The organism is Oribacterium sp. NK2B42 (assembly GCF_000424445.1).
Taxonomy (GTDB): Bacteria; Bacillota; Clostridia; order Lachnospirales; family Lachnospiraceae; genus Oribacterium.
The window spans coordinates 1-19,878 of sequence record NZ_AUJX01000057.1 but is presented as its reverse complement, the minus strand read 5'-3'; the positions used below and the strand labels follow the sequence as shown (position 1 = coordinate 19,878).

The 19,878-nt window shown below is 41.0% G+C and carries 14 protein-coding genes, 2 tRNA genes and 1 pseudogene; 14 read left to right on the top strand and 3 right to left on the bottom strand.

Going from position 1 to position 19,878, the window contains the following annotated elements:
• Positions 1-31: 31 nt before the first annotated feature.
• The 4 genes and pseudogenes from G625_RS0112960 to tnpA all read left to right on the top strand — a co-directional run.
• Positions 32-104: transfer RNA gene (locus tag G625_RS0112960), tRNA-Val, on the top strand.
• A gap of 85 nt (positions 105-189) precedes the next feature.
• Positions 190-263: transfer RNA gene (locus G625_RS0112955), tRNA-Met, on the top strand.
• A 208-nt stretch (positions 264-471) separates the two neighbouring features.
• On the top strand, positions 472-1,779 hold the full coding sequence (locus G625_RS0112950) for an ATP-binding protein (protein ID WP_029201450.1): 1,308 nt from the start codon (positions 472-474) through the stop codon (positions 1,777-1,779).
• Positions 1,780-1,920: 141 nt separating this feature from the next.
• A pseudogene (gene tnpA, locus G625_RS22020) lies at positions 1,921-2,139 on the top strand (IS200/IS605 family transposase); the annotation flags it as partial.
• Between the two features lie 132 nt (positions 2,140-2,271).
• On the opposite strand, the gene G625_RS0112945 reads toward tnpA, so the two are convergent.
• Positions 2,272-2,835 carry a TetR/AcrR family transcriptional regulator gene (locus G625_RS0112945; protein ID WP_029201449.1) on the bottom strand — a complete coding sequence of 188 codons (564 nt, stop codon included), beginning with the start codon at positions 2,833-2,835 and terminating at the stop codon, positions 2,272-2,274.
• A 234-nt stretch (positions 2,836-3,069) separates the two neighbouring features.
• Between G625_RS0112945 and G625_RS0112940 the strand changes: the two genes are divergently transcribed.
• The 4 genes from G625_RS0112940 (at position 3,070) to G625_RS19905 (ending at position 7,925) form a co-directional block, all read left to right on the top strand.
• Complete coding sequence (locus G625_RS0112940; RefSeq protein ID WP_029201448.1) at positions 3,070-4,962, top strand: FAD-dependent oxidoreductase; 1,893 nt, start codon at positions 3,070-3,072, stop codon at positions 4,960-4,962.
• Positions 4,963-5,414: 452 nt separating this feature from the next.
• The gene (locus G625_RS19915) at positions 5,415-5,750 is read left to right on the top strand and encodes a NifB/NifX family molybdenum-iron cluster-binding protein (RefSeq protein WP_049895899.1); all 336 of its coding nucleotides are present in this window, start codon (positions 5,415-5,417) and stop codon (positions 5,748-5,750) included.
• A gap of 555 nt (positions 5,751-6,305) precedes the next feature.
• Positions 6,306-7,424: a type I glyceraldehyde-3-phosphate dehydrogenase gene (gap, locus tag G625_RS19910; RefSeq protein ID WP_084152901.1), complete on the top strand. Its 1,119-nt coding sequence runs from the start codon at positions 6,306-6,308 to the stop codon at positions 7,422-7,424.
• A 255-nt stretch (positions 7,425-7,679) separates the two neighbouring features.
• On the top strand, positions 7,680-7,925 hold the full coding sequence (locus G625_RS19905; RefSeq protein ID WP_044917328.1) for a helix-turn-helix domain-containing protein: 246 nt from the start codon (positions 7,680-7,682) through the stop codon (positions 7,923-7,925).
• Between the two features lie 159 nt (positions 7,926-8,084).
• Here G625_RS19905 and G625_RS19900 read toward each other — a convergent pair whose 3' ends face one another.
• Positions 8,085-8,621, bottom strand: a complete 537-nt coding sequence (locus G625_RS19900; protein ID WP_049895898.1) for a DUF6465 family protein — start codon at positions 8,619-8,621, stop codon at positions 8,085-8,087.
• 232 nt (positions 8,622-8,853) lie between these two features.
• Between G625_RS19900 and G625_RS0112910 the strand changes: the two genes are divergently transcribed.
• On the top strand, positions 8,854-9,087 hold the full coding sequence (locus tag G625_RS0112910; RefSeq protein WP_029201447.1) for a carbon storage regulator: 234 nt from the start codon (positions 8,854-8,856) through the stop codon (positions 9,085-9,087).
• 108 nt (positions 9,088-9,195) lie between these two features.
• Here G625_RS0112910 and G625_RS0112905 read toward each other — a convergent pair whose 3' ends face one another.
• Positions 9,196-9,396: a DUF6465 family protein gene (locus G625_RS0112905; RefSeq protein WP_029201446.1), complete on the bottom strand. Its 201-nt coding sequence runs from the start codon at positions 9,394-9,396 to the stop codon at positions 9,196-9,198.
• 268 nt (positions 9,397-9,664) lie between these two features.
• On the opposite strand from G625_RS0112905, the gene G625_RS0112900 reads away from it, so the two are divergent.
• From G625_RS0112900 to G625_RS0112880, 5 genes are all read left to right on the top strand, one after another.
• On the top strand, positions 9,665-10,861 hold the full coding sequence (locus G625_RS0112900; RefSeq protein WP_029201445.1) for an MFS transporter: 1,197 nt from the start codon (positions 9,665-9,667) through the stop codon (positions 10,859-10,861).
• A gap of 71 nt (positions 10,862-10,932) precedes the next feature.
• Complete coding sequence (locus G625_RS0112895; protein ID WP_029201444.1) at positions 10,933-12,540, top strand: EAL domain-containing protein; 1,608 nt, start codon at positions 10,933-10,935, stop codon at positions 12,538-12,540.
• Between the two features lie 27 nt (positions 12,541-12,567).
• Positions 12,568-15,645, top strand: coding sequence for a response regulator (locus G625_RS21485; protein WP_049895897.1), 3,078 nt, complete (start codon positions 12,568-12,570; stop codon positions 15,643-15,645).
• Positions 15,646-15,676: 31 nt separating this feature from the next.
• A complete protein-coding gene (locus G625_RS21480; RefSeq protein WP_049895896.1) occupies positions 15,677-16,447 on the top strand; it encodes a response regulator in 771 nt (256 codons plus the stop codon).
• A 127-nt stretch (positions 16,448-16,574) separates the two neighbouring features.
• Positions 16,575-19,460 (top strand): zinc-ribbon domain-containing protein, encoded by a 2,886-nt coding sequence (locus G625_RS0112880; RefSeq protein ID WP_029201443.1) that lies wholly within the window; start codon positions 16,575-16,577, stop codon positions 19,458-19,460.
• Positions 19,461-19,878 lie beyond the last annotated feature (418 nt).

Here is a 19,878-nt window from a genome sequence, read left to right as displayed (position 1 = left end):
TGAGTTTCACAGTTGTTATTTTCAACTGAATGGGGTCTTAGCTCAGCTGGGAGAGCATCTGCCTTACAAGCAGGGGGTCACAGGTTCGAGCCCTGTAGGCCCCATTAATTCTGTTCATGATTTAAATCGTCTGATCTACAAGGCTTTGAGTAGTTCAATAGAATTGAAAATAACAATTGGCATGAATATCGCGGGATGGAGCAGTCTGGTAGCTCGTCGGGCTCATAACCCGAAGGTCGTTGGTTCAAATCCTTCTCCCGCAACTCTCAGAGATCACCTTACGGTGATTTTTTTTTATGCCGAAAAAAATGGAGTAATTCCGACAAATGATATGACTAACCGAAAACAGACACCATATGCGAAACATCTAAATACATTTATTTGACACAAAATGTTGATATACAAACATTTTATCTTTCCAAAATGTTGATTAACATATATAATTGTATCATTAATTATGGGGTTTAAATCATGTTAAGAAGAAAGATTTTTATACAACTTAAATCATGGGTAGAAAATAAAGAAAGAAAATGCCTTGTACTCCAAGGAGCCCGTCAAACCGGAAAAACATATGCAATCGAACGGTTTGCTGAGTCACATTATGAAGAAATTGTTGAAATCAATTTTAAAGAAACGCCATCTGCGGCAGATATATTTTCGGGAGACCTCACAGTGGAAAATATGATTATGTCCTTACGTTTCAGATTCCCGGATAAAAAAATAGATCCCGAAAAGACCCTGATCTTTCTTGATGAGATACAGGAGTGTCAGGAAGCTATCACTTCTTTAAAATTCTGGGCGATAGACAACAGATATGATGTAATTACATCCGATTCTCTTTTAGGGATTGATTATAAAAGAGCATCTTCCTATCCTGTAGGATATGTTGATTATCTCAATATGTATGGTCTCGATTTTGAGGAATTCCTTTGGGGCATCGGCATTTCTGAGGATATGATAAAGACACTCCGGGGATATATTGATTCAAAGAAGCCAATTCCTGATTCAATCCATAAAAAATTGATGGAATATTATAGGGTATATATAGCAACCGGAGGAATGCCGGAGGTTGTTCAGAAATATTTTGACACCAAGGATTTCAGAGAAGTAGATCGTATTCAAAGAAACTTACTCCAGGGCTATCAGTATGATATCGCACATTATGCGACAGCAGAGGAGAAAGTCAAAGCCGAAAAATGTTATCTGACTTTATCAAAACAGCTGCTGGATAAAGAAAATCACAAATTCCAGTATAAAGAAATCGAACATGGAGCCAGAGCACAAAAATATTATTCGAGTATCGAATGGCTGCTCAGAGCTGATATTATCCATTTATGCAGGATTGTAACTGACGTAAGATATGATCTTGCCGATTATGCCAGGGATGATTTCTTTAGAGCATATACAACGGATTTATCTCTGCTCATTGCCATGAAGGATTTCTCACTAAAACAGCTTATTGTAGAAAATACTCTTGATGGTAACACGAAGGGCGGGATTTACGAGTGTGCCGTAGCTGATGCGTTGCACAAGAAGGGTTACACTTTATACTTCTACAAAAATGAAACAAACAAAAAAGAATTGGATTTTATCATTCAGATCGATGGAAATGTTGTCCCCATAGAGGTAAAAAGCGGAAAAGAAAGGGCAACCTCATTGATATCAGCAATGAAAAAGAACAAAAACATACCCTATGCATATAAATTTATTGATGGAAACATCGGTGAAAGCGAGGATGGAATCATCACCTTGCCACTCTATATGGCCACGTTTATATAAAGTAAACATCAGGGAAACTGTACCAGCTTGGTAATCAGAGGGACTGAAGCATTTAGTTTTTCAATTGAATAATTGCCGCCGCATTCTCGTGAATTTAGTCGTGAGTTAGGCGGCTTTTTGTTGGGAAGTTGCGATTTCTTTGTACATATGCTGGTGGATTGTTCGCCACAATTCGAAATCCCACGTATGTTAAAGATCCTTAAAGGTAACACTGCGAGATGGATGTTCCTTTCACATCCGGAGATCAAAACAAAACTTTGGGGCGGACATCTGTGGAACCCGTCATATTGTGTGGTCACTGTAAGTGACCGCAGTAGAGAACAAATCATAAACTATATCAATTCACAAAAAGAGCGTTAATGAAAATCCATACATTGTATAAAAGCCGAATCAAGCAATGTGGGTTTTTCAAGCGTCAGTAAATATCATCATGACAGTAAGCCATGGATCACTGTTGTTGCAAGGAAGTAAGGGGCAAAGATGCAGACTTTCTTATATCCCGACAATAATATCGAAAGCTTTTTTATATTCCGCTATAAGATCATATCTGCCATCTTCTGAAGCCCATGAAATGCTTATACTACGTAGTGTGTGATATAGAATAAAGGCAATGGATTCAGGATCATATGGATTATGGATTTCCCCGGCATATTTAGCTTTTTTCAACAGCTTAACTGCAACATCAAAGAGATACATCCCTTCAGGGAAATGAGCATCACCAGACGTTTGGATTGTCAGTATATAAACCTGTTTAACAATATTTGGACCGTACTGCATAGATTTATCGCAATAGACTTTCATCATCTGCCATAAGATATTTACGCTTTTTTCTTCTGAGGCAAATGTATGAAGGAGACGTTCTGCTTGGATACCCCAATACTTTACTACACCACTTAATAACTCGGCCTTAGATTCGTAATGATAGTAAAATGTTCGTTTTGTAATTTCGCATTTATTGCAAATGTCTATGATGGATACATTATCATAGCCCTGTTCTTTAAACAGTTCTAGCGCTGTATCCCGGATCATATCTTTGGTTGAGGTATTGTTAGTCATACTTTTTCATTTCCTTCTTCAAACTTATTCTTTAGTGTAGCCATCAGACAATGAGATTTCAATGGCCGAAAAAAACTCCAAAACGACTTGTAAACATTGCACAAATCGATTGCATCTCATTTGTGGATTATTATAATTGACCGAAATGTCAGCATTTGTTAAATTTTTGTTATTGTTACTGCGGTAACATAAAAATGTATATAAAGTAACATTTGAATAACGGAGGAGTTAGAGATGAGAAGATCTGTTTTCAGAACATCAGCGGCACTGTTAATGGCAGCAACGCTGGTTGGTTGTGGAAGCTCCACAACTACACCAACTACTACAGCTCAGGAAACTACAAAAGCAGCTGCAGAAACTACTGCAGCCGCAGAAGCAACGGGTGCCGGAGTAAGCGGTGAATTTGAAGGAACCGGCAAGGGCTTTGAAGGTGATGTCACAGTGAAAATAACCGTTAAAGACGGTGCCCTTGAATCAGCTACTATTGTAGGTGATAAGGAAACACCAAATGTCGGCGGTAATGCAATCGAAAAGATGATGTCAGAAATGAATGAGCATCACACAGTTAACATTGATTCAGTTTCCGGAGCTACTTATACAAGCAACGGTGTGCAGGAAGCTATAGCGGCAGCATTGGCAGCGGCAGGAATGACAAACAAAGACTTCCCTGAGATCGAGAAAGCTGCAGCACAGACTATAGAAAAAGAAACAAGTCTTCTTATTCTCGGTGGCGGCGGAGCAGGTCTTACTTGTGGTAATTCCGCACTTGATTCAGGCCTTAAGGATGTAACCATTCTTGAAAAGATGAGCTACACCGGTGGTGCAACTTCCAATGCGGGAGGTATCGACGCAGGTCTCTCCAAGCTTCAGGAGGAGGTTGGTATCACAGGTGACAGCGCACAGCTTATCCATGATGACATCATGGCTTCAGGTGAGAATCACAATGAAGACCTCGTTTGGATTATGGCAAACAACCAGGGTAAGACGCTCGACTGGTTAAAGGAAACAGAGAATGTTCCTTTCAATGACCGTTATGCAAGTGATTTCCCTGAGCACACAGTTCAGAGATTCTTCGTATGTGACGGCGGTATGTCAAATGCTATGGAAATCCTTACAAATAACTTCACATCAAAGGGTGGCAACCTTGAGCTTGAAACAAAGGCAGAGGAATTCATCACAGATGATGAAGGAAGAGTAGTAGGTGTAGTTGCCACAGATGCAGATGGTAATACCATTAAATATAAGGCTGATGCTGTCGTAGTTGCTACAGGCGGATATGGTGCCAATGCTGAGATGATCTCAGAAAAGAAGGGTGACCTTCAGTATGCTGTATTCTACGGTGTTAAGTCTTCAATGGGTGACGGCCAGAAGATGGGTGAAGCTATCGGTGCAAAGATGCTCAACATGGGTTACGCAAAGATGTATCCTAACGGTATTTCAAAGGGTGAAGATACCATCGATGGATATGCAACACCGATGCCTACCCTTACAACAGTTAACACAACTGGTGCTTTCTTCGTAAACAAGGATTCAAAGCGCTTTGTAAATGAGACACTCGCATTTGCAGATATCAAGAATGCAACAACAAAGCAGCCTGACGAGATCATGTATATCGTTATGGATCAGACAGGTTACGATACATGGTCAGAGATGGTTTCAACAAATACTTCTGCCGTAGGTAATATCTCTATGGAACAGCAGGAAGAGTTCTTTAACTCTGATTCAGATCATCCGACATTTGCAAGAGGCACTCTCAAGGAAGCAGCTGAAAAGGCAGGACTTGATCCGGAAGCATTATCAGCAGAGCTTAAAAAATGGAACGAGACTGTTGAGTCAGGTACTGATTCTGAGTTCGGTCGTACTGCTCTCACAAAGTTCGATGAGAACAGTACAGTTTACATCATCGAGCAGAGACTCCGTTTTGCAACAACACTTGGCGGATATGATGTAACAGCTAACTTTGAAGCACAGAAGGAAGACGGAACAGTCATCCCCGGTCTATATGCTATAGGTGAAGTTACAGCCGGTTGCAACGGTACTGAAGCAATCCCGGGTTCCATGGCAGCATGGGCAGTAACATCAGGTTATATATGCGGACAGCAGCTTGCAGAGTCACTTAGTAAATAATACTGTTATTTTAGAGGAATGAGCCCAAAAAGCTCATTCCTTTTTTTGAAATAAATCATACGGGATAGGGAAATCAGTTGATTTTTTTTAATATGGGTATCTTGCTTTTGATTTAGTGGAAATATTTTTTTATCATGAAAATATGGCAATAATTAAATGGTGAATAGCGCAAAACAAAAATATTATTTTTATTAATTATAGTATTGCAAAAATTTTTGTTATGCTTTATTATGTAGGTAATGGGAATATTAATAGTAGATAATCTGATGGGCACAAAGTTCACAAGTAATCAATGTTGGCGTGTTCTCCTCCTTAATGAAAGGAGGGGATCTTTTTTTGTTTTTATATAAAATCATATATAAACCTTGTTTTATGTTAAAAAATTATCTATAATCTAAACGTTTTAAGTTTTAAACTGCCAGTTTGTATATTGATGAAAAAAGGACATAAAAATGATACTTGCGATTACTTACAATCCTGATGAAAAAGACATTATTCAAAGTTTTCATAATATAAATTTTTTCAAAATTTACAATATTGAAAAAAACACTATCATTGACTCTTCTTTAGTAAGGACTGATGGTCAGGGACATTGTGCTCTTGCCGGAATATTGCGTAGAATCGGTGTAAATGCCATGATTTGCAAAGAACTGGATGAAGATGCATTGATTTCTCTTTCTGAGCTTGGAATAAGAGTATATAGCGGAGTGGAAGGCATCTGTGATGAGGCTGCCAGAAGCTTTGCAGAGGATATTAATAAGTTTAAAGAGAGTACGGTTAGTATATAAACTGAACGGACTTGCATAGTCAGAAGGTTTTAAGCAGCTTAACTATATTAGATACAGATAAAAGGGGATTTAAATGAATCGTATTCAGAATCGGAATAATACAATCTGAGATTAATGAATATACCGGTAACCTTCCTGATGGAATGAACGGCGGATTTTAATATCATTTCCGGTTTAGGGTCTTTGTAGAGGAGATAAAATCTCCTCTACTATTTTTTTGTCTTCGGCATTGATCTTTGTAGCTGACCGGTACTAAAGATTAAAAATTAGGTAGCGACTATTCTTTGTGACTGTTTCATATTCTTCTGAGATTGCATTTCTTTGGATACAAAAAACAATAATTAAAATTTTGTCAATTGGTGCATTGTATACAATTTCTTTAAAAAATGGCTTAAAACCTTGGTTTGTTCAACCTGCACAAACTCTCAAATACGATATCTGACAAATTGACAATAAATAGTCATAAATGTCTGAAAAATAACATTTGTTTTCATATAAATTGAACAGTGCTAATATACGCCTAGGTTATTTTTTATGAGATTGAAAGGAGTAGTTATGTTAATTAGAGTTGGTATCAATGGTTTTGGTCGTATTGCAAGAGTTATCCTCAGAATCCTCGAGGAGCGTGATAATGACATTGAGGTTTGCGCAATCAACCTGAGAAATGCTGATATTTCACGTATGGCTTATCAGATGGAATACGATTCTGTATTCGGTCGTTTCAGAGGCCGCGTAAGATATACAGATAATGAACTTGTTATCAATGGGAAGAAGATTCATGTATTTTCAGAGGATGACCCGGCTAATATTGACTGGGCTTCAACAGGCGCAGAATACATTATTGAGTCTACAGGAAAGTTCCTTCGTCTTGAGGATTGCGAAAAGCATTTTAAGGGTGGTGCCAAGAAGGTTATCCTTACTGCACCCGGAAAAGACCCGGATTTCCCAACATTCGTATTCGGTGTTAATAATGAGAGCTACGATCCTTCTATGAGGATTATTTCAAATGCATCATGTACTACTAACTGTCTTGCACCTCTTGCTAAAGTTCTTAATGAGAAGTTTGGAATTGAGAGAGCACTTATGTCCACAATTCATGCTTCTACATCAAAGCAGAAGCCGGTTGATTCCAATGGCGGTCGTGACTGGAGAACAGGACGTTCTGTATTTAACAACATTATTCCTTCATCAACAGGTGCAGCTAAGGCGGTAGGTATGGTTATTCCTGAGCTTAAGGGTAAAATGACAGGTCTTAGTTTCAGAGTTCCTACAAACGATGTTTCGGTTGTGGACCTTACTGCTCAGCTTAAAACAAAGACAAATTATGATGAAATCTGCGAAGCGATCGAACATGCTTCCCGTCATGAGATGAAGGATATCATTGAGTACAATACTGATGAGATAGTTTCATCCGATCTCAGAGGAAACTTCCAGACATGTATCTTTGATGCTAAAGCAGGAATCATGCTTGATGATACCTTTGTAAAGCTTATTGCATGGTATGACAATGAGTGGGGTTACTCAAATCAGTGCATCAACCTCTTACAGTATGTAGCCCGTAAGGACGCAAAGTTCGCTGCAAAGGCATTAAAAAACCAGAAGCAGGAGGATGTAAAGACCGGTAATCCGGTTGCAGAATCTCAGGATAAGAGGAACAACGAAAAGAAAAAGTAAAAGCCTGAAGATATAAACAGCTCAATAAACTGATTAAATTTTATAAAGCTTTCTGACTTGGATCAGTCAGGGAGCTTTTTCGTTATCGTGGAACCAATAGTAGACATACTTGTGGCTCAGATGGATATGTGACAGTATAATTGTCTTAAAACCTTAAGAAAACATTATCAGTATGCTTTTGCGTTTAACAGATACATATGATAAAATCTTTGATATATAAAAGTCAGGGGTATCAGTAACAGAGTGAGGTGAGATATGAGTTACATTGATCAGGAAGCCACAGGCGAGTTATTGCGGTTGGCTGTAAAAAGCAGTAGTTTTTCAGTTTCCGACATATGTAAGGAGATGAATATATCAACAACATCTATATATAACTGGTTCAGGGGCGATACGCTTCCCAGCATAGAAAACCTCTTTTTGTTTGCTGAGCTTGTTGGACAGAAGGTGGATGATATTGTTGTGTATGTATCTGACAGAAACAACAAGGCAGATGCTGCATAAATGCTGCGTCAGAATTCAGGAATAAAATATTTGCAAAAATCCCGTCGCCCTGTATCGGAGTGTCGGGATTTTTTTAAAGCAAATAATGAAAAGAAAAAGCCGTCATACAAAATATATGACGGCCAACATGATATATAGCAGGGAATGTCCCCTGCATAATTACAGATTGATCTTGTAGTCATCGCCGCCTTCGCCATCGACGGTGAAGTAAGCAGCTGATTCGTCAGCATTGATATAAACCTTGACATCCTTAACGGTAGCCTTGATCTTCTTGGCAGCAGCTATTGCTTCATTCTCGATACTGGCGGGATCATAATCGATTCCGTTGATCTGAAGAGTAACAGCAGCCTTAACAGCTGTTTCCTTTGTTGCTTTCTTATCGGCGGGTTTCTTTTCAGCAGTCTTAGGAGCAGACTTCTTTTCAACAACTGCTTTCTGAGGAGCAGCCTTCTTTTCGGCAGCAGCCTCTGTCTTCTTGGGAGCAGCCTTAGGAGCTTCCTTCTTCTCAGCAGTTACTTCTGCCTTCTTGGGAGCGGCTTTGGGAGCTTCCTTTTTCTCAACAGCTGTTTCGGCCTTCTTAGGTTCTTCCTTCTTAACAGCTACATTTTTAACAGCTTCTGTCTTTTTCTCTTCTACAGGTTTTACAGGAGCTGTGGTTTTAGCTGCCTTAGGAGCAGCTGTCTTTGTCTTTGCCATATCAATATGTCTCCTTTAAAAATATAAAAGCTTTTTATAAAAATGATTTTATTTCCGTAAAACAGAGATGTCAATTATTTTCAAGCATTTTCTAAGTATTTTCAAGGGCTTCGGCAGGAGTTTTCCATATAAGCCAATCAAAATATGACGATATTTTGTAATAATGCTGTAAGGACATAAATGTTTTGATTAATATATATTATTTCTATAAATATTGGAGGGGGACTCATATATGCTTGTATTAAGAAGGAAAAAGGACCAGACGTTGGTCATAAACGGTAATATCAAGATCACTGTTGCAAGAGTGGATGGAAACGGAGTCAGGCTTGCCATCGAAGCACCGGATCAGGTCAGCATTGTAAGAGGGGAGCTTACAGAGTCTGCTGCGGCACCTACAGATGATATTGTGCCTATCGTTGAGCATAAGTCAAAGAAAAGAAGTATATTGAAGAAGATCGTGATCTGACTATATGAGTTTGCAAAAAAAGAGGATACACATTGATGTGACAGGCACATCGATGTGTATCCTCTTTTAGTGTTCCCGATCATGATCGTGGAAACCGGAAGTTGATGATCAAAGGTTGATCTTGTAATCAGCGCTTCCTGCACCATCAACTGTGAAGTATGCAGCTGAGTCCTTTGCATTAACATAGACATTAACAGCCTTAACATCCTTCTTGATCTTCTGAGCAGCAGCAACAGAATCCTTAGTGATGCTGTTGAAATCATAATCCTTTCCGTTGAGCTGCAGTGTGATAGTTGATTTGATAGACATTATAATCACCTCCATACAAAAATATACATACCATCAGTATGTATCTTACACCTGCGGATATAGTTAAATATCCGCTCCCCTTAAATTAAACGTATTCATTATATTTTTTATACTTGATTTTGTCAATTACGTGTAAATGCACAAAATAACACAGAAGCAGTTTTATAAACTCGATTTTGTGTCGATAGTTACTATAGGTACTGTGAACATGGTCTGCACCGACCCGGAAAGGGTATGTAATGACTGATAAGTGACGGAGAGAAGCAGTATGAATAACAAAAGAAAAAATATAAATGACATCGCGATCCTGCTACTTATATCGATCTTTATGAATGGCTTTGAGACCGGCGGTTATCAGGCTGCTCTTTTGTACATAGGTGAAGAGTATTCATTGGATCACGGGGCTCAGGGAGTTATAGCTTCCGTGGAGCTTTTCGCCACCATGATAGCACCGATCATCCTCGGCTCCCTGGCGGACAGAGTTGGAAAAAAGATAATGCTTACACTATTCACCGCTGCGAGAGTTATTTCCGGAATTATCATCCTGCTGGCAACCGGATCACTTCAGTTCTCTGTGGGTGTTTTTATCCTGGGCTTTGCTACAAGTATCATTCAGTACGTGGCCATTGCCGAAATGGATGATGCTTATCCTGTTACGAGACATAAGAGGATGGGTGGTATTGCTGCCATGTATGCATCTGGTGCGGTTGTAGCTCCTTTGATAGTGGGCTTTGCACTTAAAACTGCCCTCGGATGGAGAACTTTTTTTGCAGCAGATGCCATTATTTCCTTTGTTCTCGCGCTGCTTCTCTGGAAGATCAGTTTCGAGCCCAGAGAGAATCCTGCAGATGCTGAGGTATTTGAATATGAAGGCTCGGTCACAGGCGGTTCCGGAAGCATCTATGTGAAGGGTGTGATATATCTTTGCATTATCATGTTCATTTATGTGGGAGTAGAGAACGGTGTGGGTTTCTTCCTGAACGGATTCATGCATGATAATGTACACTCCGAAAGAGGATATATTGCTCTTTCCATATTCTGGATGGCAATGATCCCGTCGAGAGTACTCTGCGGTTATCTCAGTAAATACAGGCATCTTCTCCTTTGCGCGGCACCTACGGGAGCAGCAGTGTTCCTTTGGTTTTTATCTGTTGTGAAAAATGAATACGCCGCATTTCTTGTTGTCTTTATCATGGGCTTTTTCTGTGGGGCTGTTTATCCCAATGTACTTACCTACGCGGCAGATTACAGCGGCTTTAAAACCGCGACGGTAATAGCGGCCATAACGGTTGCAACAGGAATTGGGGGAACCCTGGTATCCTTCGTGTTTGGATTCCTGGAGAAGGCAGTGGGATTCACCTGGTCCTTCAGGATACTTGCGGTATTCCTGGCACTGGATCTGGTCTTTGCCCTTAAGGTGGTTATGACAAAGAGCAAAAAGATCACAGGCAGCCGGCAGGTATGAAAGTCTGACATGGGCTTTTGGTATGTGATGAGCATTTGTTGATTAAATTTTAATGTATAGGAAGGTATGATATGGGCGGTACAGTATCCGTGGTAGATCTTGAAAAGTATATAGTCGATAATGTAGAAACAGCCATCAGGGAGGGTTACATCAAGATATATTATCAGCCTGTAATACGCACTATTACAGGTAAGATATGTGCGGCGGAGGCATTGACAAGATGGGAGGATCCAAATTATGGATTTCTCAGCCCGGCTTCATATATCAGCGCCCTGACCCGGGCAAAAAAGATACATCTGCTTGATATTCATGTAATAAATTCTGTTTGCAGGGATATCAGGGAGAAGATCGATAACGGAGCTACGCCATTCCCGGTTTCTGTCAATATAACCCAATACGATTTCACTGAATGTGATATGCTGAATGTTTTTGAAGAGGCAGAACAGGACAGCGGAGTACCGGCGAAGTATCTTTGCCTTGAGATCAGTGAAGAAATATTCAGGGATAACAGTGATATACAGAGAGTGATAGATCAGCTGCTGTCCAGAGAGCATGAGAAGTGGCTGAGTGATTTTGGCGTCGGCTATGGTGCTTTTAGTGCCCTTGAAAAAAAGTACAGCGTGATCAAGTTTGATGTAAGGTTCCTGCATAGCCTGAAGGGGGAGAGCCTTAAGAGGGGAAGGATCATCATAGCTTATTACATCAATATGATTAAGAGGCTGAATTTCAGCACCCTGGTAGAAGGCATAGAGACTGAGGAAGAGTATGCTTACTTCAAGGATCTTGGCTGTGAAATGATACAGGGCTTTTTCTTCTCAAAGCCTATGCCCATAAAGGAGTTGGATAAGCAGGGCTTTGAGGTGGAATCCATAGAAGAGCGTGGTTACTACAATACCATCGGCCAGATAGAGATAGAAAACGGAACCATGTATGATCAAACCGGAGTGTTCGGTGCTGATGCTATGGCGATTTTTGAGTATAAGGATCAGACTTTCACATATTTATACCAGAACGAAGCCAATAAGCAATACCTTCGTTTTTTAGGGGATTTAACCTCCCAGTCCGCAGAACGTATAATCAACCAGAAATCAGGTTTGCTGCAGGAGAAGCTCCGGCCGTTTATAAGAGAGCTAAAAAATGAAAAGAAGGATATCAGATTCTCACACGTTTACAGAGGGAATATCATCAATATAAGAGCAAAATTTGTAGCAAAGAACCCTAAGACCGGAGCATTGGCATTAGTGGTATATACCTCCATGTCCCATGATTCACACTTAAATAAGGCTGCCCTGTTTACAAAGGCAATGGGAGAAATATACCGCATGTATGACAGGATCGACCTTATAGATATGAGGGATGGAAGGATAAAGAATACCTATATGAATACCACTGAGTATGGAGGCATTTCCGAGGGCGCCCTTTTCACGGAGGCAGCTGAGGAATGGAGCCGGGAGTATATAACGCCGGAGGAAAGGGATGAATTCATGGAGTTCATGGATCTTTCAACCTTTAAGGAAAGGATGATAAAGCGTAAAGGCATACGTGACAGAAAGAAATTCAGGACACAGATGGATGACGGACGCTATTTACCAAAGGCGTATATTCTTTTGCCGATTGAGATGGATGGCAAAGATTTGGTGCTTTTTGGAATAGTGAATATTGATGCTGCTGAGCAATAAGACCTTTTTAAAACAGAGGTAATCGTAATGATACAAAAAACCTTCGTATTATCCCACAGAGATGAAATGTGGTCGGTTCTTATAGAATGGGAACAGTTTATCCAGGATAAACCTAAAAAGAATATGTTTATGGTCTTTACTGAGAACGGCATCGCAGAAGATAAGCTGTATGATGTTTTATCCCTGGTGTTCAGGAGGTATCCTGACATCTGCATGATAGGTATACATCAGGGGGCATCTCAAAGATACAGCGAATACCTGAGGATGTCCTTCTGCCTTATGGAACATACTACGGTAACGCCTTTTTCCTGTACATTTGAGTATATCGATGAACAGGGGGCTTTTAACGAGCTTTCGGATATGGTGGAACATATCGAAAACCCTGCCTGCATCATTCTCTTTGCGGCAGGAAGCTCAGCAAAGCTGTCCCGCCCCATGGCGATGTTTGAGAAAAAACACAGCATACCCATAGCGGGTGTCTGGACCGCGGATTTTGAGAATGTTGATTCGGATACTCATTTTGTATGGCAGAATGAAAAACTCCGAAGGGGCTTCGTGGGAGTAATACTTTCCGGCAAGGAGCTGATGGTGCACACGGAGCTTCTGACCGGCTGGAGACCCCTTGGAAAGAGCTTTCAGATAGAGTTAAGGAAGAAGCTTACCGGATTAAATATCGGAGAGAATATAATTACAACTATAGACGGATGGAAAGCTACAGAGATATATGAAAGGTATCTCAATATAAAGCCTAACGGGGCATTTCTTGAGAACATCAGGGAATTCCCTTTCATGATAAAGAGAGGGAATGAGATCCTCAGCAGAAGCCCCTACAGATATGATGAGGCAGGACAGCTGTATTTTCTCGGGGATTTCAGGCCGGATGATGTCATAAGCTTTTCATCAGGAAATAAAAGCAGTATGTTCAGTGAGATATCATATAAGGTAAACAGGTTTGGAGATTTTGTACCGGAAGGCTCTTTCTTATTTGGAAGCGATACCAGACAGAATTACATGGTTACTGAATACAGAGAGCTTAATGCTTTCCAGAATATTGATGAAAACATCCAGCATATCCGTGGAAAGGGACAATTCCTTTTTACAGATGGCAGAGGAGGCACTCACAATGTTTCCACCGTGATCCTTGGACTCAGAGAGGGTTTGCCTGACATACAGGAGCATATTGATTATTCGGATGCCATAAGCTCCGGTGAGACGGATGCTGTGATCCCGCTGGCTGACAGAACCGGCATCTTTCTTCAGGCAATAACCGATGACCTGAATGAAGCTATCTCAAAAGCGGAAAGCGCAAACAAGGCAAAGTCCTCCTTCCTTTCCCATATGTCCCATGAGATACGTACGCCTATCAATGCCATCCTTGGAATGGATGAAATGATCCTGAGGGAAGGTGTGGATGATAATGTAAAGGGCTATGCCATTGACATCAAGAACGCAGGTGTTGAGCTCCTGGGCATCATCAATGATATACTGGATTTCTCCAAGATAGAATCAGGAAAGCTTTCAGTTATTCCTATAGAGTATAAGACGGCGGATATGCTGAGAGATCTTTATCATATGATCAAGAAACGTGCTGAGGATAAAAAGCTTGAGCTCATACTGGAAGCCGATGAAAATATACCTGAGGCGCTATTCGGTGACGAGATCCGGGTGAAGCAGATCATTACCAATATACTCACCAATGCTGTCAAGTACACAGAGAAGGGGAAGGTATGGTTAAGAGTTAAGCTTGAGAGCCTGACTCCTAAAGAGGTTGTACTGAACATTGCTGTTGAGGATACCGGAATGGGTATCAAAAAGGAAGAGATAGGTAAGCTGTTTGAGGCATTTGAGAGACTTGACGAAAAACGGAACCGTACCATAGAGGGTACCGGTCTCGGCTTAAACATTACCCAAAAGCTTTTGAAGCAAATGAACAGCTATCTTGAGGTTCAAAGTGAGTACGGTAAGGGCTCAATATTCTCCTTTAAGCTGGCTCAAGGGGTGAGGTCTCCTGCGCCTATGGGATGGGTTAATGTTGATGAGCGGAAGGAAGATTATACCAATGACGGACCATCCTTCTATGCGCCTGAGGCTACGATCCTTGCTGTAGATGATACTGTTTTGAACCTTACCGTCATAAAAGCTCTGGTGAAGCAGAACAAGATCAAGGTTGATACGGCGGAAAGCGGTCAGGAAGCCATAGAGCTTGTGAAGAAAAACCATTACGACATCATTTTCCTGGATTTCCGTATGCCTGTTATGGACGGGATCGAGACCCTGCACCGCATGAAGGCGCTGGAGGGTTCGCCCTGCATGTACACTCCTTTTATCTGCCTTACGGCCAATGCTGTTACCGGTGCCATAGAAGACTATATGAAAGCCGGTTTTGACGATGTTGTAACCAAGCCGATCGATCCCAAACTTCTTGAGAAGAAGCTGAGGTTCTACATTTCCCCTGATCTGATACAGGAGGTTTCGGAAGGGGATGCTCCTGAAGAGGATGAACAGCAGGAGGAGACATTACCGGAAGAGCTTAGTGGAATAAAGGAGATAAATGTTAATGAGGGTCTCCAGCACTGCGGCTCTGCTGAAGGATATATTACGGCGCTCCGGAGCTTCTATGAAAGTTTGAAGGATAATATCAGAATTATACAGGAAAATTTTGAAAAACTGGACGTAAAGAATTATACTATAAAGGTACATGCTATGAAGAGTTCGGCGAGGATAATCGGCGCAGCCGAGTTGTCTGCCCTGGCCAAGAATCTTGAAGCGGCGGGAGATGAGGAAAGACTCGATGTCATCCTCATGGATAACCCAAGGCTTATAAGTATGGCAGAAAGTCTCTATGAAGCATTGGATAAATACTTTGGCGAGAAAGAGGAAGACGATTCAGGGCTTCCGGAACTCGGTGATGATGAGTGGGCTGATTTTATGATAAGTCTTAACGGCTTTATCGATATGTATGATATCGATGACCTGAAAATGATGCTGGAGATGTTGAAGGAATATCGTCTGTCAGAAAATAAAAAGAGGATTTATCAGGAATTGAGAAATGCGGCAAAGGGACCTGACTGGGGAAAATTGTCTGAGCTTGTGGCAGTAAAATAAGTATAGTATTGAGGACTGGAGATAACATTTTATGTATCTGAATAGTGTTTTGATCATAGGTGATAATTTGAATTTTATGGCGCAGGCCATGATACGTATCCTGAAGAATAACGGATATGTTGTATATACCTGCGGTTTTAACATTGACAGCATTCACGAAAAAGCAAATGATGCGGGAGTTTTCATACTGTATCTGGACGGCGTTTCATTTTCGGATAAAGCCGTCTTCAGGTATATACAGGATTTGAGCTCCAACAGGATCGTCTGCGCCATAGGAAAGCCTAATGAATACAAAGAGTTTTACAAGGTTTATCCTAAGGAGCGTGTCAACATCGAGATGCCTCATCCTGCCAATGTCATGATCCTTGTTGATCAACTGAGGCGTGAGCGGACGCTTAGTGATGAAAGTGTTAATTCCGAAAAACAGCGTAAGATACTGCTGGTGGATGATGACAGTACTTTTCTTGAGGTATCCAGCGGCTGGCTTAAAAAATACGGAAAATATGATGTATCCATCGTAAATTCCGGCCCCCATGCCATTGATTATCTCGATAAATACACTCCTGACCTGATACTTCTCGATTATGAGATGCCTATGATGGATGGACCGGCGGTTCTCAGCAAGCTAAGACAAAATGAGCGCACAAGAAACATCCCTGTCTTTTTCCTTACCGGAAAAAATGACAGGGACAGCATCATGAAGGTTATGATGATGCGGCCTAATGGATATCTTCTTAAAACACTGGATCAGCAGCAGCTGGTATCAAGAGTGAATGATTTCTTTATCAGTCAGAAGAAGTAATAAGATATAAACGTTGGTTTTGCTTAAAAAATAAAAAAACCATTGCTATTTTGATAAATGACTAGTAGCATATAACTAAATGTCTAAGGAGAAAAAAGGGATATAACCATTTTCCTAAAGCTGCGATATGATTTGTAGAAATTGTAATAAAGAAATATCTGATACATCAGCATTCTGCCCTAATTGCGGAATGCTGTTTGTTGTATCAACTCCTGAAAGCAGCCCGGAGATACGTCGCAACAATAACCTTCCTTTTTACAGCGCGGAGCTTTACCGTAAAATGGTACAGGAGGAAAATGCCCAAAGGGAAGCAGAGAAACCGGCTGAAGTTCAGGGTGATGCTGTGCCTCGGGAGGATTCCGTTGATGATCAGCTCGATAAAATGTATCTAAGAGCCTTACAGCTTGAGAGAGCGGAACAGGCAGAAAGAATGCGAAGAGAGGCTGAGGAAAGAGCGAGACTAGCCGATGAATTAGCCCGTAAAAAGGCGGAAGAAGAGCTTAAAAAGCGTATGGCGGAAAACGAACGCCATGACAGGGAAGTGGCTGAAGAGCTGGCAAAGAAAAATGTCATTGATGAAGGAGAGCTTGATGAAAAAGATTTAAAAGAGGATTCGGCTGAAGAAAAAACTGAAGATGAAGTTTCTGGAAATGTTGAAGAAAACGAAACCGGAAAAATTGAAGCTCCTGAAACAAGAGAAGCTGAAGCTCCTGAGACCGAGGAACCTAATGTTTCTGAGACCGGAGAACCTGAGGATTCTGAAACCGGGGAAGATAACACCGAAGCAGAAGGAGACTCTGAAAATGCTCCTGAAAAAGCTGGTGTTTCTGAAACTGAAGAAGGAGAGGATGAAACTCTTCACCTTGAGGATGATTCCGACGATTATATATTTGGTGATGAAGACGTCGAAGAAGCGGAAGGGGAAGAGCCCGTTGCTTCTGACGTTGAAGAACCTGCGGAAGTAGTCGAAGAAGTTCCTGCTGAAGAAAAATCAGAGACAGAAGAAACAGAAAAAACTGAAACTGTGGTATCAGAAACCGAAGCAGAAGAATCTGATACCGTAGAATCAGAAATCAAAACAGAAGAATCTAAAGCTATAGAATCAGGAACCGAAACAGAAGAATCTGAAACAGAAGAATCCGAAGCAGTGGTGTCAGAAGAGGTAGCAGAATACACTGAGATATCAGAAGATTCTGAAACAACTGATGAAAACAAAACAGAGGAATCTCCTGAGAATGAAGCAGAGACAGTTGTGCCTGAAACGGCTGAGGACAAAACTGAAACCGAAGAGGTAACCGGGGAGACGGCTATTGCAGAGGCTGCGGATAAATCAGAAGCAGAAAAGGCAGAGGAGCCGGAAGAGCTAACAGAGGAAATTGAAGAGTCTGAAATAGATGAGGCTCAGGAGAAAACTGTAGAAGTGATTGAAACTGAAAAGCCATCTGAACCGGAGCCGGCCGAGAATGAGGAAACAGCTGAGGCGGAGCCGGTTGAAATTCGGGAGTCCGTTGAAGCAGAAGAATCAGTGGCGAAAAATCAAGAAGCTGAAGAATTGGTGGAATTAGAGGCTAAAGAAGAGATTGAATCAGCTTCAGTCGAACAATCCGAAGATGTAATTAATATAACTGATGCTGCTGTAGTAGCCGCTGTGTGGAAATCGGTACCGGAAATGGAACCTGAGTCAATTGTGGCTGAAGAAGTGTCTGAGGAAGTTGCTGAATCAGAAGCTGAAGACAAAAATAAAACAGAAAACAGATCAGAGCAGCTAAAGCAAAAGAAGTATCAGAAAAAGCAGAAGAAGTCGAAATCGAAGAAAAAGAACCGGAAATCGAATAGAGAAGACAAAGGATCAGAGCGGATGACAGAGAAGCAGGGAGCTGTGTCTGAGCTCAAAACAGAAGAAAAAGCAAATGTTCCGGAGCTTGAAAAAGATTCCGTTGAAGTTGCAGAGCCTGAGAAGAAAACAGAGAAGCCTGGAAAGGTGGTTTCTGAATCAAAGAAAACAGCTTCTGAATCAAAAAAGGCTGTGACAGGGCCGAAAATCAACAGTAAGGCAGGACTTACAGTTGGAGCTGCTGCGGCAGCAGTAGTGGGTTTATCGCTGATAAGTTTATTTGCCTGGAACAATAAGCCTGAGAACAGAGCTGCCAGAATACTGAAGGATGCGGAAAGCGCCTACAGTTCCGGAGATTTCGAAAAGGCTGAGGGCTTGTATTCACAGTATATGGAGTTCGGTGATGCCGAAACGGAAACATTGATCCATATGGCAGATACCTATGTCAACAGAAACAGACATGACGAAGCGGTGGATATGATTAAAGCTGCGCTGGATGCTCATCCTGAGAGCGAAGCTTTGCAGAAGGCATATAACGATCTCAATCCGGTTATAAGCTTCTCAGAGGCTGGCGGAACTTTTGACAGTCCGATATCCATAGGACTTTCTTCGTCAGGAAACTGCGATATCTACTATACTTTGAAAACTGCAGATGGAGCAGAGGAGCTGTCTAAGTATTATCTTCCTATCATACTTGAAGAAAACGGTACTTATGAGGTAGAGGCTTACGGACAAACGGCTGACGGTTATAAGGGCTCTTCGGTTACCGAGACTTATGTTATTGACATAGCACCTGAAGAGGAAGAAACCGAGGAAAGTGTTGAAGAAACAGTCGAAGAAACGGATAACGGCGAATTCAGCTTCGCTAAGGAATATGAGTCATATCCTAATACTCTTGTAGAGATACAAACCAAAGACAGAAAGGATATGGGAGATTATTCGGTATTCGAAGCCCAGGTTTATCATGATCATGAAAAGGATGTGCCTGTAGGTGAGTCCAGAACTGAGACTATAAAGATCAGCAACAAGGCATGGCTTCATTACAAAGATTATAATCCAAATGAGGTACGTGCCATAGATGCGTACGTATTCCTGAAATATATAGGTATTCTAAATGCCAGAACAGATGAAAACGGTATAGTGACAGATTTTGATTTCTATTTAGGAAAACAGAGATAATAAGAAAAAGGTCGTCCTTAGGGAGTAAAATCCCGTAGAACGGCCTTTTTGTTTCAGGGCGTTTATCCATCGCGGATTTCAATATCCGAAGATGAATGATCGGAAAATTGTGAAAAAACTAACATAAAAAAATATCAAAAAGTGTTTGACATATGCTTCGTTAGTTGCTATATTAATTGAGCGCTCGCAAAAAGGGCGCTAATTAAATAGCTTCTAACGAAGCATTTTTGAACCTTGAAAATCAAAGATCGATTAATACACAGACCCTGAAGATTCTAAAAAGAAGATTCAGAAGCGGAGGATCTTTTGAAGATCTGAAGCGCGACCAAAAAGGTCTAAAGCGAATAATACAATCGCAGTAAAGAAAAACGGACAGAACAAAAGCCAAGCTTTTCGTTCTGAACAGAGAAAGAACTAA

What these genes read in the sequence shown, in the direction of transcription:
- G625_RS0112945 (WP_029201449.1), bottom strand. Translation starts at nt 2,835, where the DNA reads ATGACTAACAATACCTCAACCAAAGATATGATCCGGGATACAGCGCTA.
- G625_RS0112895 (WP_029201444.1), top strand. Translation starts at nt 10,933, where the DNA reads ATGGGCGGTACAGTATCCGTGGTAGATCTTGAAAAGTATATAGTCGAT.
- gap (WP_084152901.1), top strand. Translation starts at nt 6,306, where the DNA reads ATGTTAATTAGAGTTGGTATCAATGGTTTTGGTCGTATTGCAAGAGTT.
- G625_RS19905 (WP_044917328.1), top strand. Translation starts at nt 7,680, where the DNA reads ATGAGTTACATTGATCAGGAAGCCACAGGCGAGTTATTGCGGTTGGCT.
- G625_RS21480 (WP_049895896.1), top strand. Translation starts at nt 15,677, where the DNA reads ATGTATCTGAATAGTGTTTTGATCATAGGTGATAATTTGAATTTTATG.
- G625_RS0112940 (WP_029201448.1), top strand. Translation starts at nt 3,070, where the DNA reads ATGAGAAGATCTGTTTTCAGAACATCAGCGGCACTGTTAATGGCAGCA.
- G625_RS0112880 (WP_029201443.1), top strand. Translation starts at nt 16,575, where the DNA reads ATGATTTGTAGAAATTGTAATAAAGAAATATCTGATACATCAGCATTC.
- G625_RS0112905 (WP_029201446.1), bottom strand. Translation starts at nt 9,396, where the DNA reads ATGTCTATCAAATCAACTATCACACTGCAGCTCAACGGAAAGGATTAT.
- G625_RS0112900 (WP_029201445.1), top strand. Translation starts at nt 9,665, where the DNA reads ATGAATAACAAAAGAAAAAATATAAATGACATCGCGATCCTGCTACTT.
- G625_RS0112950 (WP_029201450.1), top strand. Translation starts at nt 472, where the DNA reads ATGTTAAGAAGAAAGATTTTTATACAACTTAAATCATGGGTAGAAAAT.
- G625_RS0112910 (WP_029201447.1), top strand. Translation starts at nt 8,854, where the DNA reads ATGCTTGTATTAAGAAGGAAAAAGGACCAGACGTTGGTCATAAACGGT.
- G625_RS19900 (WP_049895898.1), bottom strand. Translation starts at nt 8,621, where the DNA reads ATGGCAAAGACAAAGACAGCTGCTCCTAAGGCAGCTAAAACCACAGCT.
- G625_RS19915 (WP_049895899.1), top strand. Translation starts at nt 5,415, where the DNA reads ATGATACTTGCGATTACTTACAATCCTGATGAAAAAGACATTATTCAA.
- G625_RS21485 (WP_049895897.1), top strand. Translation starts at nt 12,568, where the DNA reads ATGATACAAAAAACCTTCGTATTATCCCACAGAGATGAAATGTGGTCG.